Source organism: Citrobacter sp. Cf088, from assembly GCF_030334295.1.
Taxonomy (GTDB): Bacteria; Pseudomonadota; Gammaproteobacteria; order Enterobacterales; family Enterobacteriaceae; genus Citrobacter; species Citrobacter freundii.
This window is the reverse complement of record NZ_JAOWEE010000039.1, coordinates 1-14802: the sequence shown is the minus strand read 5'-3', so window position 1 is coordinate 14802 and position 14802 is coordinate 1. Positions and strand designations below refer to the sequence as shown.

At 50.4% G+C, this 14802-nt stretch carries 10 protein-coding genes and 1 pseudogene; 4 read left to right on the top strand and 7 right to left on the bottom strand.

The annotated features are described in order from the left end of the window. A pseudogene (locus OGV71_RS05350) lies at nt 1–372 on the top strand (IS1-like element IS1B family transposase); the annotation flags it as partial. Between the two features lie 350 nt (nt 373–722). Here OGV71_RS05350 and adiA read toward each other — a convergent pair. Together adiA and melR are read right to left on the bottom strand one after the other, a co-directional pair. After that, nucleotides 723–2990 (bottom strand): arginine decarboxylase, encoded by a 2268-nt coding sequence (gene adiA, locus OGV71_RS05345; RefSeq protein WP_008321469.1) that lies wholly within the window; start codon nt 2988–2990, stop codon nt 723–725. Between the two features lie 237 nt (nt 2991–3227). Beyond that, entirely contained in the window at nt 3228–4160 is a 933-nt protein-coding gene (gene melR, locus OGV71_RS05340) for a transcriptional regulator MelR (protein WP_003841146.1), read from the bottom strand. A 269-nt stretch (nt 4161–4429) separates the two neighbouring features. Between melR and melA the strand changes: the two genes are divergently transcribed. From melA to OGV71_RS05325, 3 genes are all read left to right on the top strand, one after another. Then, a complete protein-coding gene (gene melA, locus OGV71_RS05335) occupies nt 4430–5785 on the top strand; it encodes an alpha-galactosidase (RefSeq protein WP_100280262.1) in 1356 nt (451 codons plus the stop codon). Between the two features lie 92 nt (nt 5786–5877). After that, nucleotides 5878–7308 (top strand): melibiose:sodium transporter MelB, encoded by a 1431-nt coding sequence (melB, locus tag OGV71_RS05330; RefSeq protein ID WP_032948355.1) that lies wholly within the window; start codon nt 5878–5880, stop codon nt 7306–7308. A 2-nt stretch (nt 7309–7310) separates the two neighbouring features. Then, on the top strand, nt 7311–7565 hold the full coding sequence (locus OGV71_RS05325; protein ID WP_071696964.1) for a SemiSWEET transporter: 255 nt from the start codon (nt 7311–7313) through the stop codon (nt 7563–7565). Between the two features lie 20 nt (nt 7566–7585). On the opposite strand, the gene OGV71_RS05320 is transcribed toward OGV71_RS05325, so the two are convergent. The 5 genes from OGV71_RS05320 to OGV71_RS05300 all read right to left on the bottom strand — a co-directional run bounded on the left by OGV71_RS05320 (nt 7586) and on the right by OGV71_RS05300 (nt 14503). After that, on the bottom strand, nt 7586–8209 hold the full coding sequence (locus OGV71_RS05320) for a DUF2238 domain-containing protein (protein WP_003031870.1): 624 nt from the start codon (nt 8207–8209) through the stop codon (nt 7586–7588). A 147-nt stretch (nt 8210–8356) separates the two neighbouring features. Then, entirely contained in the window at nt 8357–10003 is a 1647-nt protein-coding gene (fumA, locus tag OGV71_RS05315) for a class I fumarate hydratase FumA (protein WP_204584233.1), read from the bottom strand. A gap of 96 nt (nt 10004–10099) precedes the next feature. Next, nucleotides 10100–11440: an anaerobic C4-dicarboxylate transporter DcuB gene (gene dcuB, locus OGV71_RS05310; protein WP_003031873.1), complete on the bottom strand. Its 1341-nt coding sequence runs from the start codon at nt 11438–11440 to the stop codon at nt 10100–10102. 715 nt (nt 11441–12155) lie between these two features. Beyond that, nucleotides 12156–12875 (bottom strand): two-component system response regulator DcuR, encoded by a 720-nt coding sequence (dcuR, locus tag OGV71_RS05305; protein ID WP_003031875.1) that lies wholly within the window; start codon nt 12873–12875, stop codon nt 12156–12158. Next, nucleotides 12872–14503: a sensor histidine kinase gene (locus OGV71_RS05300; protein WP_003031877.1), complete on the bottom strand. Its 1632-nt coding sequence runs from the start codon at nt 14501–14503 to the stop codon at nt 12872–12874. Before OGV71_RS05300 ends, dcuR begins: the two co-directional genes overlap by 4 nt. Nucleotides 14504–14802: the final 299 nt, after the last annotated feature.

Here is a 14802-nt window from a genome sequence, read left to right as displayed (position 1 = left end):
GAACAGTGGGGATACGTCGGGGCTAAATCGCGCCAGCGCTGGCTGTTTTACGCGTATGACAGGCTCCGGAAGACGGTTGTTGCGCACGTATTCGGTGAACGCACTATGGCGACGCTGGGGCGTCTTATGAGCCTGCTGTCACCCTTTGACGTGGTGATATGGATGACGGATGGCTGGCCGCTGTATGAATCCCGCCTGAAGGGAAAGCTGCACGTAATCAGCAAGCGATATACGCAGCGAATTGAGCGGCATAACCTGAATCTGAGGCAGCACCTGGCACGGCTGGGACGGAAGTCGCTGTCGTTCTCAAAATCGGTGGAGCTGCATGACAAAGTCATCGGGCATTATCTGAACATAAAACACTATCAATAAGTTGGAGTCATTACCAGCTTCTTTGCTGCAAAGCTTCATACCCAACTCCAGGAATATGAAAAAACACCGTAGCTCAACATCAGATGAGCCAAATCGGCTAAATTGAAATTGTATGATGAAACCAGGACCGCAATAAAATAACGTGTCTGAAATTAATTACAATGTTTGGTGGGATTTTTCTTATGTACACATTTTTTTACGCAAGTGGAAAGATGCTATTTGCGTATAAAAAAAGCGCGGGGTGGTCCCGCGCAAAAAGGTATGACAGTGTTATTGTTTTGCAGCAATACTCAGGAATTACTCAAGAATGACATGTCTACCTTAAACATCGGACTATCTAAAAAGAGACCTTATGCTTTCACGCACATAACGTGATAAACACCGTCAATAATTTCCGTTCCTTCGGTTTCATGTTCAAATCCAGGGAAGTGGTGGTCCCAGGACTGCAACGAACGCAGGTACCCAATTTGCGGGCTGTTGGCATCGCCAAAGTTTTCACCGGACAGCAGCATCGGAATTCCCGGTGGGTAAGGGATCACGGAGTTTGCCGCAATACGTCCCGCCAGATTTTCAATCGCCACCATCTCAACGTTGTCACTGACTATCGCGTTGTAAGCGTCACGCGGAGTAATATCCGCATCCGGCAGACCGGAGTAGGCTGCATTGAGACGGCTGCCTGGGTTGTTCTCTTTCAGCCAGGCGAACATGGTGTCGCCCAGATCGTGAATACCCATGTTGGCATAAGTGTCAGGATGTTCCTCAACCAGTTCTGGCATCACCTGTGCCAGCGGGGTATTGGCATCGTAGTGGTGTTTGAAAGAGCACAGCGTGTTGATCAGTGTGCCCCATTTCCCGCGGGTAATCCCCATGGAGAACAGGAACATAATCTGGAAATCGGTGGTTCGGGTCGGCACGATGCCGTGGCGGCCAAGCCAGGCGGTAACCAGTGCGGCCGGTACGCCGTTCTCTTCCAGTTCGCCATCGTCGCCCATCCCCGGCGCCAGAATGCTGACTTTGATCGGATCCAGCATGCTCCAGTTATCCGGCAGGTCTTTAAAGCCGTGCCAGGATTCACCCGGACGCATCACCCAGCAGTTCTGATCGGTTGCCAGCAATGTGGCTGGCGCGTCGGCAAAGTCATAGGTTTTACCGGTCTGCGGATCGGTTACCACTTCTTTGTTCCACGGTTTGAAGAACCAGTCGCCTTCGGCGGTAAACTCTTTGTACAACCGTGCCATGGCCTGACGGAAATCGACTGCTTCGTCGATCACTTCCTGAGTGAGCGACAGGCCGCTGTTACCGTCCATCATGGAGACCGCCACGTCGTTTGAGGCGCAGATAGCATACAGCGGAGAGGTGGTGGCGTGCATCATGTACGCCTGGTTAAAGCGGGAGAAGTTCACGGCCCCACGCCCTTCACGAACGTGAATGTAAGATGCCTGAGAGAGCGCATTCAGCAGTTTGTGGGTCGAGTGGGTGGCAAAAACGGTAGGACCGTTATGATCGCCCGGCGCGCCACGCATGGCGTAGTGATCGGCATAAATTGGGTTGAAGCGAGCATAGCCGTACCAGGCTTCATCGAAGTGGATGCGATCGCTGGTTTGTGCGAGCAGATCCTGCGCCTCTTTGGCGTTGTAGCAAACACCGTCGTAGGTACAGTTGGTCACAACGCTGTAAGACGGTTTTTGCCCTGCTTTGCCTTTGGTCAGCGGGCTTTCGCTGATTTTTTTCTGTAAAGTTTCAGGCTGCATTTCTTGCGGGTAGATAGGCCCGATAATGCCGTACCGGTTGCGGCTTGGCACCATGTACACCGGTTTTGCCCCGGTGAGGATCAGCCCCTGTTCGATGGATTTATGGCAGTTACGATCCAGCACCACGACGTCGTTGTCGGTCATACAGGCCTGCATGATGGTGCGGTTAGAGCCGGAAGTCCCGACCACTACGGACCAGGAACGGTCGGCACCGAACACGCGGGCAGCATTTTTTTCACTTTCCCCAAATGCGCCTGTATGGTCGAGTAAAGAACCGAGATTGGTACGTTCAATCCCCATGTCGGTACGGAAGAGATTCTCACCGTAGTAGTCATGGTACAGTCGACCGGCAGGTGTTTTGGTGAAACCGACACCGCCCTGGTGACCCGGTGCAGCCCAGGAATACTCATGGACATTGCTGTATTTCATCAGGGCGTTGAACAGCGGTGGTAACAACTGCTGACGATAGCGAGTCATCGCTGCGATGGCACGGCCAGCGATAAAGTCAGCGCTGTCCTCCAGAATCCAGGCGAATTCATCGACAAGCTCCAGCAGGTCGCGATCCAGCGATGCGGTGGCTTTTTCGCGATCGCCCAGCAGGAATACGGGAACGTTTTGCTGGCGCTCGTGGAGCTTGCCGATCAATTGCCTGACGTTCAGATGTTCGTCTTGTTGTTCCATTTGATAGCTGAACATCAGGCAATCAATGGCTTCATTGGCGGCGAGGATTGCGTAGCCATCGTCGAATGAGGTGGACTTAATGACGGTAACATTTTGGCGGCTTAATGCGTCAGCCAGACGTTCGACAGCGCTACCGACCCAGGTGTCCTGATGCAGAAACTCACTTTCAACAATTAATACTTTCATCATCTTTTACCCGGTTGTGGAAAGGTTGCAATCTATAAATTGCAGACACACCGTATGAATGTGACGCAGGCAAGTATTATCCTGTCAAAACGGGCTGTAAAGCGGGTGGAAAATAGTCTGATTTATGTTTAATTTGTTTTTAAACATATGGTTACGTTTGCTTATTAGCGGTTTTTCACCACCGTTTATCGACAGGGGGATTATTTTTTTGGCTGATACTGATATGGCCGAATGATATCAACCAGCCATTGTTTGCCGATGCTGCTGGCTTAGTTTGCGGTACTGCTGCGGCGACATGCCGACAAACTTGCTGAAGGTGTCATAAAAACGGCTGCTGGAACGGAATCCGGCGGTCAATGCAACGTCGAGAATGGTTTTATCGGTATCGCTAAGCAATGCGCGGACGTGATTGATCCGCATTGCCGTGATGTACTGCTTCAGGGTGAGTTGCATCACGCGTTGGAAAATCCCCATCGCGTAGTTGGCGTTGAGCTTCACGTGTTCCGCGACGTCGTTGATGGTGAGCGCCTGATCGTAGTTATCGGCAATAAAGCTCAGCATTTGGCTGACGTAAAACTGGGCGTGCCGCGACACGCTGTTTTTGTGGGTCCGCGAGGTTTTATTGACGAGTATAGGCTGCCAGCCGGAAAGGCTAAACCGCTTGAGCATCAGACCAATTTCATCAATGGCGAGCTGGCGAATTTGTTCGTTCGGGTTGTTCAGTTCCTGTTGCCAGCGCTGAACTTCAAAGGTGCTCAACTGCTGCGACGCCAGCGATTTGATGACCATTCCATGGGTAACATGGTTGATCAACTCGCGATCCAGCGGCCAGGAGAGGAAAAGGTGCATCGGTAAATTGAAGATAGCCATACTTTGGCAACTGCCCGGACGCGTGAGTTGATGCGGTGTGCAGGCCCAGAATAGCGTGATGTGTCCCTGTTTTATCTGTACGACTTCGTTGTTGATCAGGTACTCGACGTCACCATCAAACGGCACATTGATCTCCACCTGCCCATGCCAGTGGCTGGCTGGCATAGCATGCGGTGAGCGCAACTCGATATCCATCCGTTGATATTCTGAGTACAGCGATAGCGGGCTGCGGGTTTGTTCTTCATCGCTACTGCACATGTGCGGATCGGGGGGAAGAGGCGATGTCGGTAATGTACTCATGGTTGCTCCATTTCCTGAATTATCAGAATCATGTCATTTAACACGTATCAAGGCTGAGAATCAGGACACAAATTGGACCGTTACCATTGAGCATAGCGACATTTTGCGGCCACATACTCTGCTTTTTGGGTAATTTTGTCCCATAAACTCAGATCTAATAGGGTGCAGAATGATGATCTGAGTTTATGGGAATGCTCAGCAGAGAAGTCGGAAGTTTTCAGCTATACGCTGTGCCACCATGACGGTGTTCACTAATGTTCTGGAGAGTCATGATGTCTGCACCCAAAATTACCTTTATCGGCGCCGGTTCCACGATTTTCGTCAAAAATATTCTTGGGGACGTCTTTCACCGCGATGCGCTTAAATCTGCGCATATCGCCTTGATGGATCTCGATCCTACGCGTCTGGAAGAGTCACACGTTGTTGTGCGCAAGTTGATGGATTCTGCGGGCGCGTCTGGACGAATCACCTGCTATACCGATCAAAAAGCAGCATTACAGGATGCTGATTTTGTGGTGGTCGCTTTCCAGATCGGCGGCTATGAACCCTGTACCGTCACCGATTTTACGGTGTGTAAACGCCATGGTCTGGAGCAGACGATTGCCGACACGCTGGGGCCGGGCGGCATTATGCGCGCGCTGCGCACCATTCCGCATTTATGGCAGATTTGTGAGGATATGACCGAAGTCTGTCCGCAGGCCACCATGCTTAACTACGTTAACCCGATGGCGATGAACACCTGGGCAATGTATGCGCGCTATCCGCATATTAAGCAGGTTGGGCTGTGTCATTCGGTGCAGGGGACGGCGGAGGAGTTGGCCCGCGATCTGAACATTGACCCTGCCTCTTTGCGCTATCGCAGTGCTGGGATCAACCATATGGCATTTTATCTGGAGCTGGAGCGCAAAACGGCGGACGGCGCCTATGTGAATCTCTACCCGGAGCTGCTGGCGGCCTATCAATCCGGTCAGGCGCCGAAACCGAATATTCACGGAAATACCCGTTGCCAGAATATTGTGCGCTATGAAATGTTCAAAAAACTGGGGTATTTCGTCACCGAATCGTCGGAGCACTTCGCCGAATATACGCCGTGGTTTATCAAACCGGGGCGTGAAGATCTGATTGAGCGCTATAAGGTGCCATTGGATGAATATCCGAAACGTTGTGTGGAACAGTTGGCGAACTGGAAAAAAGAGCTGGAAGAGTACAAAACGGCTGAGCGGATCGACATTAAACCATCGCGCGAATATGCCAGCACTATCATGAACGCTATCTGGACCGGTGAACCGAGCGTCGTGTATGGCAATGTTCGCAATGACAATCTGATCGATAACCTGCCGCAAGGTTGCTGTGTTGAAGTCGCTTGTCTGGTTGATGCGAATGGTATTCAGCCAACGAAAGTCGGAGCTCTCCCGTCACATTTGGCGGCGATGATGCAAACCAATATCAATGTTCAGACTCTGCTAACGGAAGCCATCCTGACGGAGAATCGCGATCGTGTTTATCACGCGGCGATGATGGATCCGCATACCGCCGCGGTACTGGGGATTGAAGAGATTTATGCGCTGGTGGACGATCTGATCGCGTCTCACGGCGACTGGCTGCCGGCCTGGCTGCACCGTTAATACACAATCACGCCGGGCAGAGCATCCGGCGTTTAACCTCTGACGTTTCCTCTTACAGAAGGCGGGCGCTGGTAACAGCGACCCGATACCCTATGAGCATCTCTCTGACAACAAAACTCAGTTACGGATTTGGAGCGTTCGGTAAGGATTTCGCCATCGGTATTGTGTACATGTACCTGATGTATTACTACACCGACGTGGTGGGATTATCGGTGGGCGTCGTCGGAACCTTGTTCCTGGTGGCAAAAATATGGAACGCGTTTAACGATCCGGTGATGGGGTGGATAGTGAATGCCACCCGGTCGCGTTGGGGAAAATTTAAACCCTGGATCTTACTCGGTACGCTGGCGAACTCGTTGGTGCTGTTTTTGCTTTTTAGCGCACATCTGTTTGAGGGTACTGCGCAGGTCGTATTTGTTTGCGTGACGTATATTTTATGGGGGATGACCTACACCATTATGGATATTCCATTCTGGTCGCTGGTCCCCACGATTACGCTGGATAAACGCGAACGTGAACAACTGGTGCCGTTCCCTCGTTTTTTCGCCAGCCTTGCCGGGTTTGTTACCGCAGGCGTGACGCTACCCTTTGTAAACTATGTTGGCGGCGCGGATCGCGGGTTCGGTTTTCAGATGTTTACGCTGGTGCTGATCGCATTTTTTATTGTTTCTACCCTCGTAACCTTGCGCAATGTGCATGAAGTGTATTCCTCTGACAGCGAAGCTACCGCAGACAGCACCCGGCTGACGCTGAAATCAATCCTTGCGCTTATCTACAAAAACGATCAGCTTTCCTGCCTGCTGGGGATGGCGCTGGCTTACAACGTGGCGTCCAATATCATTACAGGTTTTGCGATTTACTACTTCACCTACGTGGTGGGTGATGCTGACCTTTTCCCATACTACCTCTCCTATGCCGGAGCAGCTAACTTGCTGACATTGATTCTCTTTCCCCGTCTGTCAAAGGCGCTTTCTCGCCGGGTACTGTGGGCTGGCGCTTCGGTTATGCCAGTTCTCAGCGCAGGCGTATTGCTGATTATGGCTCTGGGGGCATTCCACAATACTTTCCTGATTGTTACCGCAGGGATCCTTCTGAACATTGGTACGGCGCTGTTCTGGGTTCTGCAGGTGATTATGGTGGCGGACACCGTAGATTACGGTGAATACAAGTTTAACGTCCGCTGCGAGAGTATTGCCTATGCCGTGCAGACAATGGTGGTCAAAGGTGGCTCGGCGTTTTCCGCTTTCTTTATTGCGGTGGTGCTGGGATTGATTGGTTATGTTCCGAATGCGACGCAATCTGCTGAGACCATCCTCGGCATGCAGTTCATCATGATCGCGCTGCCCACGCTTTTTTTCGTTGTGACACTGGTGCTCTATTTCCGTTACTACCGGTTGAATGGCGATATGCTGCGTAAGATTCAGATCCACCTGCTGGATAAGTACCGAAAAGTGCCGTCGCCCGTCAAACAGTCGAATACTCCGGAGATTCCGGTGGTAGTAGCCAGCGATGTGAAGGCCTAGCTATGGAGTGGCATTCCTGGATTGGCTATCTGGCGGCAACGCTGACGACGCTCTCTTTTTTGCCGCAGGCGATTAAGGTTGTTACCACCCGCAACACGCAAGGCATCTCCGGTTTGATGTATGTGATGTTTGTGTGCGGGCTGGTGTTGTGGCTGGCTTATGGGTTATTGATTGAAGATACCGCTGTCAGCATGGCGAACTTTCTGACACTGTTGTTCGCCTTGCCGATTCTGGTTATCAAGTATCGCAGTAGGTAGCGCAGATTGCCGGAGAAGCGTTAGCGCTCTCCGGCCGTTTTCAACTGCCGATTGTGCCAGCCCGCCAACGCGAGGATCGTTGTTAACGCACCGAGCAGGGCGCAGAACATGTCCGACTGGGTATCCCACGGGTCACCCTGCGTGCCAAGGAAGTCTTCCGCACCTTGTCCCATTGCCAGCGCTGCCCACCACTCGATCAGTTCATACATTGCGCTAATCGCCAGGGCTACGCAGCAGACTAAAAATGCCAGCATCTTACGACCACGGACAATATTGCCACGCACTAAAATCTCTCTTGCCGTCAGGGCTGGTACCAGCCCCTGGAAGAAGTGACCCAACTTGTCATAGGGGTTACGACTGAGATCCAGCCATTCCTGAACCTGAAAACCGACGGGAACTTTGGCGTAGGTATACATCCCGCCTACCATCAGAATGATGGCGTGCAAGAAAATCAACGTATAAAGCAGCGGCGTCAATGGATACTGCTTCATGGTAGCCAGCAACAGCGGGACGACAATAATGACCGGCGTGACTTCCATCAGCCAGGTGATTTTCTCCGAGGCAGAGATACCGGTGTAGATAAGGATCAGCGCCAGGAACACTGCGCCAGTGTGCAAGATTGTGGGGTTCAGAGTGCGGAGCATTGCGAATTCACACGTAATGGAAAAGGCCACTATTCCCTGTGAACGGCAAAAATTCAATACCAGTAAATGGGGGGATAAAGTTGGCCCGGGGGGATCGCTGGACTGACGCCAAAAATTTAGTGCCAGTCCAGTGCCGGGCCGAATGGGTTACTTCGCGCAGTTAGCGCATTGTTTGCTGACGATTTGCTGGAAGAAATCGTTGCCTTTGTCATCGACCAGGATGAAAGCAGGGAAATCTTCTACTTCGATTTTCCAGATAGCTTCCATTCCCAGCTCCGGGTATTCCACGCATTCCAGATGCTTAATGCTCTGCTGCGCCAGTACCGCTGCCGGACCACCGATGCTGCCTAAGTAGAAGCCGCCGTGTTTGTGGCAGGCGTCAGTCACCTGCTGGCTACGGTTACCTTTCGCCAACATGATCATGCTGCCGCCGTGAGACTGCAACAGGTCAACGTAGGAGTCCATACGACCCGCGGTGGTTGGGCCTAATGAACCCGACGGATAGCCTGCAGGCGTTTTGGCCGGACCCGCGTAGTAGATCGGATGATCTTTCACGTACTGCGGTAAACCTTCGCCGGACTCAATACGTTCTTTTAACTTCGCGTGGGCAATGTCACGACCGACAATGATAGTACCGCTCAGTGACAGACGAGTAGAAACCGGGTACTGAGAGAGCTGAGCGAGGATCTCTTTCATCGGGCGGTTAAGGTCAACTTTAACCACTTCACCTTCACCCGCCTGGCGCAGAGATTCCGGAATGTACTGACCTGGGTTATGTTCCAGTTTTTCAATCCAGATCCCTTCGCGGTTAATCTTGGCTTTAATATTACGGTCTGCGGAGCAAGAAACGCCCATACCAACCGGGCAGGATGCGCCGTGGCGAGGCAGGCGGATCACGCGGATATCATGTGCGAAGTATTTCCCGCCAAACTGAGCGCCAAGGCCGAGTTTCTGCGCCTCGATCAGCAGTTCCTGTTCCAGTTGGAGATCGCGGAACGCCTGGCCGTGAGCATTACCTTCAGTCGGCAGCGCGTCATAGTAGTGTGTGCTGGCCAATTTCACCGTTTTAAGGGTACTTTCCGCTGACGTCCCGCCAATGACGAATGCGATGTGATACGGCGGGCAAGCTGCAGTACCCAGCGTGCGCATTTTCTCAACCAGGAAGTTTTTCAGTTTTCCGGGAGTCAGCAGCGCTTTGGTTTCCTGATACAGATAGGTTTTGTTGGCTGAGCCGCCGCCTTTGGCCACGCACAGGAATTTGTATTCGTCACCGTCCACGCTGTACAGATCGATTTGTGCGGGCAGGTTGGTGCCGGTATTCACTTCTTTGTACATATCCAGCGCCGCGTTTTGCGAGTAGCGCAGGTTATCTTCAATATAGGTATTAAATACGCCTTTGGAGAGGGCCGCTTCATCGCCGCCGCCGGTCCAAACGCGCTGACCTTTTTTACCCATGATAATTGCCGTACCGGTGTCCTGGCAGGTTGGCAACACGCCTTTGGCGGCGATTTCGGAGTTTCTCAGGAACTGCAGCGCTACGTACTTATCGTTCTCGCTGGCTTCGGGATCATGGAGAATTGAGGCGACTTGCTGTTGGTGTTCTGGGCGGAGCATGAAGGAGGCATCGTGGAAGGCTTGTTGGGCCAGTAGCGTAAGTGCTTCAGGAGCTACTTTCAGGATTTTTTCGCCTTCAAACTCGCCGACACTGACGTGATCGGATGTCAGCAGGTAGTACTCAGTTTTGTCTTCCCCCAGTGGGAAAGCCGCCTGGTAAGTGAATTCAACTTTTGACATTTGCTTCCAGCCTTTTCATTTTTCTCAGGAATTTTAAAATTCTCTGTGTCTTAATGGTGGCGTGCCGTACCAACGCGGACGGCACGCGAACTGTGATTACAGGAAACCGTACATTGCGGCGAAGATCCAACCAAAGACACAGGATACGCTTACGCCGATCAAACCAGGCAGAATGAAGCTGTGGTTGATAACGAAGCGGCCAATGTGGGTGGTGCCAGAGCGGTCAAACTGAATAGCCGCCAGGTCGCTCGGGTAGGTCGGCAGAATGTAGTAACCGTAACATGCCGGAGCGGAAGCCACGATGTACGCTGGATCAACCCCGATTGCCAGTGCGACCGGAACAATCGCTGCCAGCGCTGCTGCCTGGGAGTTTACAAATTTGGATACCAGCAGCAGAACAATTGCATAGGCCCACGGATACTCTTTCACCATATTGCCCAGCACACCTTCGATTTCTGTCATGTGTGCGCCGAACATTGTTTCGGCCATCCAGGCAATACCGTACACCGCCACAATCGCGATCATACCGGAACGGAAGACTTCGTTTTTAGATATTGAAGCGGGATTGGTCTTCGTCAGGATAATAATCAGCGCACCGGTCAGCAGCATGAACATCTGGATAACCAGCACCATTGACAGTGGTTTGCCGCTAAAGGTAGGGCGCAGCTCAGAGAACGCGCCGAGTACGGCAACAACGGCGATAGCGGCAAGGAAGATCCACATGGCCAGCCAGTTGCTTTTCGGCAGCTTTTTGTCTAACAGCGTGGCGGTATCGCCATACACATAGTTGTGGTTTTCAGGTACAGAAATGAACTTCTGGAACTCTTCATCTTTATCCAGATCTTTACCACGGAACCAGCTGAAGATACCGATCGCCAGGATACCCAACAAGGTAGACGGGATGGTGATGCTGAGCAGGTCGAGGAATTCGAGATGCTTGCCTTCAAACGTTACGTTACCCAGCATTGCTACCAGTGACACAACGGCTACAGAAACCGGGCTGGCGATAATCCCCATCTGCGCACCGATAGAACTCGCCGCCATCGGACGTTCCGGGCGAATATTGTTCTTAATGGCAACGTCATAAATGATTGGCAGGATGGTGTATACCACGTGCCCTGTACCGCAGAGAATCGTCAGGGTGCAGGTAACGAAAGGTGCGACGATGGAAACATATTTTGGGTTACGGCGCAGCAGCTTTTCAGCGATTTGCAGCATAACGTCAAGACCGCCGGAGGCTTGTAAGGTTGCCGATGCGGCCACCACGGCAATAATAACCAGCATGACATCTACAGGTGGTTTACCCGGCTGGAGATGGAAAACGAAAACCAGAATGACCAGGCCGATACCGCCTAATAAACCCAGCGCGATACCGCCCTTTCTGGCACCATAAAACAAACATATTAATATTATGAGAAGTTGTATACTAAATAACATTTTATTTACCCTCGCGAAAAACCCAGTCAATTTTTTGAAAAATGGATCTGTGCCACATTCTTTTTTGCCAGAATAAGCATCAAAAAATGGTCAGTATTCGATATGTCCGTATTTGCGATTAATGTTCAAATGTCTTGCTAGAATTTTTTTTAAAGTTATGGCGATATTTGGTTTTTTCTGTGGCTTTGATCAGAGGAGAGAATCCTCAGGCGATGGGAAGCAGAGCTGAACATGGAGAGCCGCGGTTGACGCTGTAATTTATCTATTTTGCGTTTTCCGCTATTACATGAACCACCGACAGAATGAGTGAGTGGGTTATTTATGTGATCACGGTCACGCCATTTCATGATGTGATGAAGTCGGCGTGCGGATACTTTTATTTGCTCACAAAAATGTACGGTGTCCATGGTACGTAGCATGGTCTCCATTGCTACCAGTCTAGATTTTGTATGTCTGGTTAATTTCAGACTAATCCTTTATGGGTAAAAATACACACTCTGCGAGTTAGATAATACTTAATTAACTTTTGTTAGCGATTTTGAAATTAAAAACAGTGTGATATTTGTCAATATTAAAATAATACATTTAACATGCCGGATACAAATATATTTGATCTAACGCAAATTTATAATTTTGCAGTGTCAGCTGGTGAAATAGGGATTTTTCATTATTTTAATAATTGTTACTTTCAAATAACAAATAATCCCAAGTGTATTTATTGGCAATATTGTTTAAGCAATGAGTAGTGTTCAGCCTGCACGCGATAACGATAAACAGGTCTGCCGGTCACGCCATAATGGATGCTGGTAAATAAGATGTGACAATTGACGAGCCAGATAAGGTATTTACGGCAAGAGACGCGCGAGATATTGACCTCGTTAGCCAGCTCATCCGTGGAGAACTCCTGATCCTGGTGCTCATCAATCCACTGGCACAACGTGCGCAACGTTTGTGGCGTTAATCCTTTGGGTAAGCGCCGCGTTTCTTGTTCATTGGAGGAGCTGCCGTGAATCAACTGGTCAAGCTCAGACTGTTCATAGTACTGATGCTTTTCCATCTCAGTTTTTTTCTGTAGCCAGCCGGTGAGCGCCTCTTCAAACCGGGACGCCTGGAAAGGTTTGATCAAGTAGTCAACGACGCCGTAGTGAAGTGAATCTTTAATGGTGGTGGCATCGGCTGCAGAAGAGATGACGATGACATCGCACTTGCAACCTTCACTGTGCAGAACCGGTAGCAGGTCCAGACCGTTTTCTTTTTGCATATAAATATCTAGCAAAATCAGATCTATATGATGACCGCTATGAAAGATTATCTCTTTTGCTTTCTCCAGCGTGGAGGCTGTGCCGCAGCAGTGAAAACCGGAGAGTTGCGCGACATAACGGCGGTTTAATTCCGCTACCATTGCATCGTCATCGACAATTAAGACATTGATCATCTGCTGGCCCTCTCACCATTCCACGGTAACTGTACAAAAAATTGGGTGAAGATCCCAGGTTCAGACTCGACGGATATATTACCGCCAACGTTTTCAACCTGTTGTTTAACAAGCGCTAAACCTACGCCCCGTTCGGTTCCTTTTGACGAAACGCCCTTCTCAAAGATGTGCTCAATGTTTTCGGGGGCGATCCCCGGACCATCGTCATTCACTTCGCAATGCAACCAGCCGTGTCGATAATGCAAGGATACGCTGATCTCACCACCAGGTTCTTGACCTAGCGCCTCCAGGGCGTTTTCAATCAGATTCCCCAGAACGGTAATCAGCACCGCCACCTGATCTTCGTTGTTATTTTCCGGTAGCTGGCTTTCATTGCTGATGACCAGGCTATGGCCTAAATCAGATGTGCGATTAATCTTACTGAGTAAAAATCCTGCGATCACCGGAGATTTTATTTTTCCTAACAGTGAGCCAATTTCTTCCTGATAATTGTTCGCGGTCTTTAGGATGTAATTTTCAAGCTGCTTATAACTTTTCAGATGCAATAATCCCAGAATCACGTGCAATTTATTCATGAATTCGTGGGATCGTTCACGAAGTGCATCGGCATAGTTGACCATACCGTCCAGGCGTTGCATTAACTTTCGGACTTCAGTCTTATCTCTGAAGGTTGAAATGGCGCCGATGATTTTACCGTTGCTGAGTACCGGGACTGTGTTAATTAAGAGTAGCCGATCCTTCACCATGATCTCTTCATCGCGGCGCGGCGTTCCGTCATGTAGTACCTGTGAAAAATCGACCACCTGTGACCACGCATGGCTGAGCGTGGAGAGCTGGGCATCATCTTGTGATTTGTGATAATCCAGCAGCTCCTGCGCCGCCTGGTTAATCAGCGTCACTTCACCGCACTCGTCAACGGCAATGACACCTTCCTTTATAGAGTGCAGCATTGCCTGGCGTTGTTCGAACAGATTGGAGATTTCATAAGGTTCCAGACCAAACAGAATGCGTTTGAGGACCTTAACGAATATCCATGTGCCGAGCAGCCCAACCAGCACGCCAAATAAGATTGACCAGATGATGCTGCCGCGGCTGTTATTGATCTGTTCAGCAACTCTGCTTAGCTCAAGACCGATCGCTACCACGCCAATTTGCTGGTGATGTTCGTCATATATAGGGGTGAATACCCGCAGGGCTTTAGCCAGAAACCCGCGATTAATGGCGACATTCTCTTTACCTTGCAGGGCCAGCAAAATGTCATCGCCTTTAAATGGCTGGCCGATTCGCTGTGCTTCGGGATGGGAGTAACGAATGCTTTGCATATCGGTGACGACGATGAACAAAAAATCGTTGCTCTTATTCACCGCTTGGGCAATCGCCTGAATACCGCTTTCCTCGGGCTTTTTCATTAGTCCCTGGCGGATCTCCGGAGAGTTGGCCAACGTTCGCGCGACGGCAAGCGCTTTACTCGCTAACGCATCGCGCGTCATGTTGCTAATTTGCGAGAAATAAATCAGATGAACGACAAGCAGCACGGAGAAGAGAACTGCACTAACCATGAGGATCACGGTGGTGCCAAGCTTCATCGGGCGTTTGCGTATAGCAGTACGTTGCAGTGAGTGTCTCATCACGGTCCTGGAATCACGGTTTGTGCGGGTATTATCGCCTGATGGGGGGCGTAATTCAAAGGTGGTAGGGATTATGGAGCTTAAGTTGTCAGCCCTTCTTCTTTATATAGCGTAGAGTGAATTTCTTTCTATATAGAAGTTTTCATACCGGTTCTCTCCTTTTTCAGGGACACTGACAGATAATTTGCTTACGATTGTGGATAACTCTGTGCGTAAATGGGTATAAGGCGGGGTTTTGCTGTGGAATGCAGCAGTCAGTCATTTTTCTGTCATTTAAGGGTTGCGGGCCACAGGAAACT

What these genes read in the sequence shown, in the direction of transcription:
- adiA (WP_008321469.1), bottom strand. Translation starts at nt 2,990, where the DNA reads ATGAAAGTATTAATTGTTGAAAGTGAGTTTCTGCATCAGGACACCTGG.
- melR (WP_003841146.1), bottom strand. Translation starts at nt 4,160, where the DNA reads ATGAGTACATTACCGACATCGCCTCTTCCCCCCGATCCGCACATGTGC.
- melA (WP_100280262.1), top strand. Translation starts at nt 4,430, where the DNA reads ATGATGTCTGCACCCAAAATTACCTTTATCGGCGCCGGTTCCACGATT.
- melB (WP_032948355.1), top strand. Translation starts at nt 5,878, where the DNA reads ATGAGCATCTCTCTGACAACAAAACTCAGTTACGGATTTGGAGCGTTC.
- OGV71_RS05325 (WP_071696964.1), top strand. Translation starts at nt 7,311, where the DNA reads ATGGAGTGGCATTCCTGGATTGGCTATCTGGCGGCAACGCTGACGACG.
- OGV71_RS05320 (WP_003031870.1), bottom strand. Translation starts at nt 8,209, where the DNA reads ATGCTCCGCACTCTGAACCCCACAATCTTGCACACTGGCGCAGTGTTC.
- fumA (WP_204584233.1), bottom strand. Translation starts at nt 10,003, where the DNA reads ATGTCAAAAGTTGAATTCACTTACCAGGCGGCTTTCCCACTGGGGGAA.
- dcuB (WP_003031873.1), bottom strand. Translation starts at nt 11,440, where the DNA reads ATGTTATTTAGTATACAACTTCTCATAATATTAATATGTTTGTTTTAT.
- dcuR (WP_003031875.1), bottom strand. Translation starts at nt 12,875, where the DNA reads ATGATCAATGTCTTAATTGTCGATGACGATGCAATGGTAGCGGAATTA.
- OGV71_RS05300 (WP_003031877.1), bottom strand. Translation starts at nt 14,503, where the DNA reads ATGAGACACTCACTGCAACGTACTGCTATACGCAAACGCCCGATGAAG.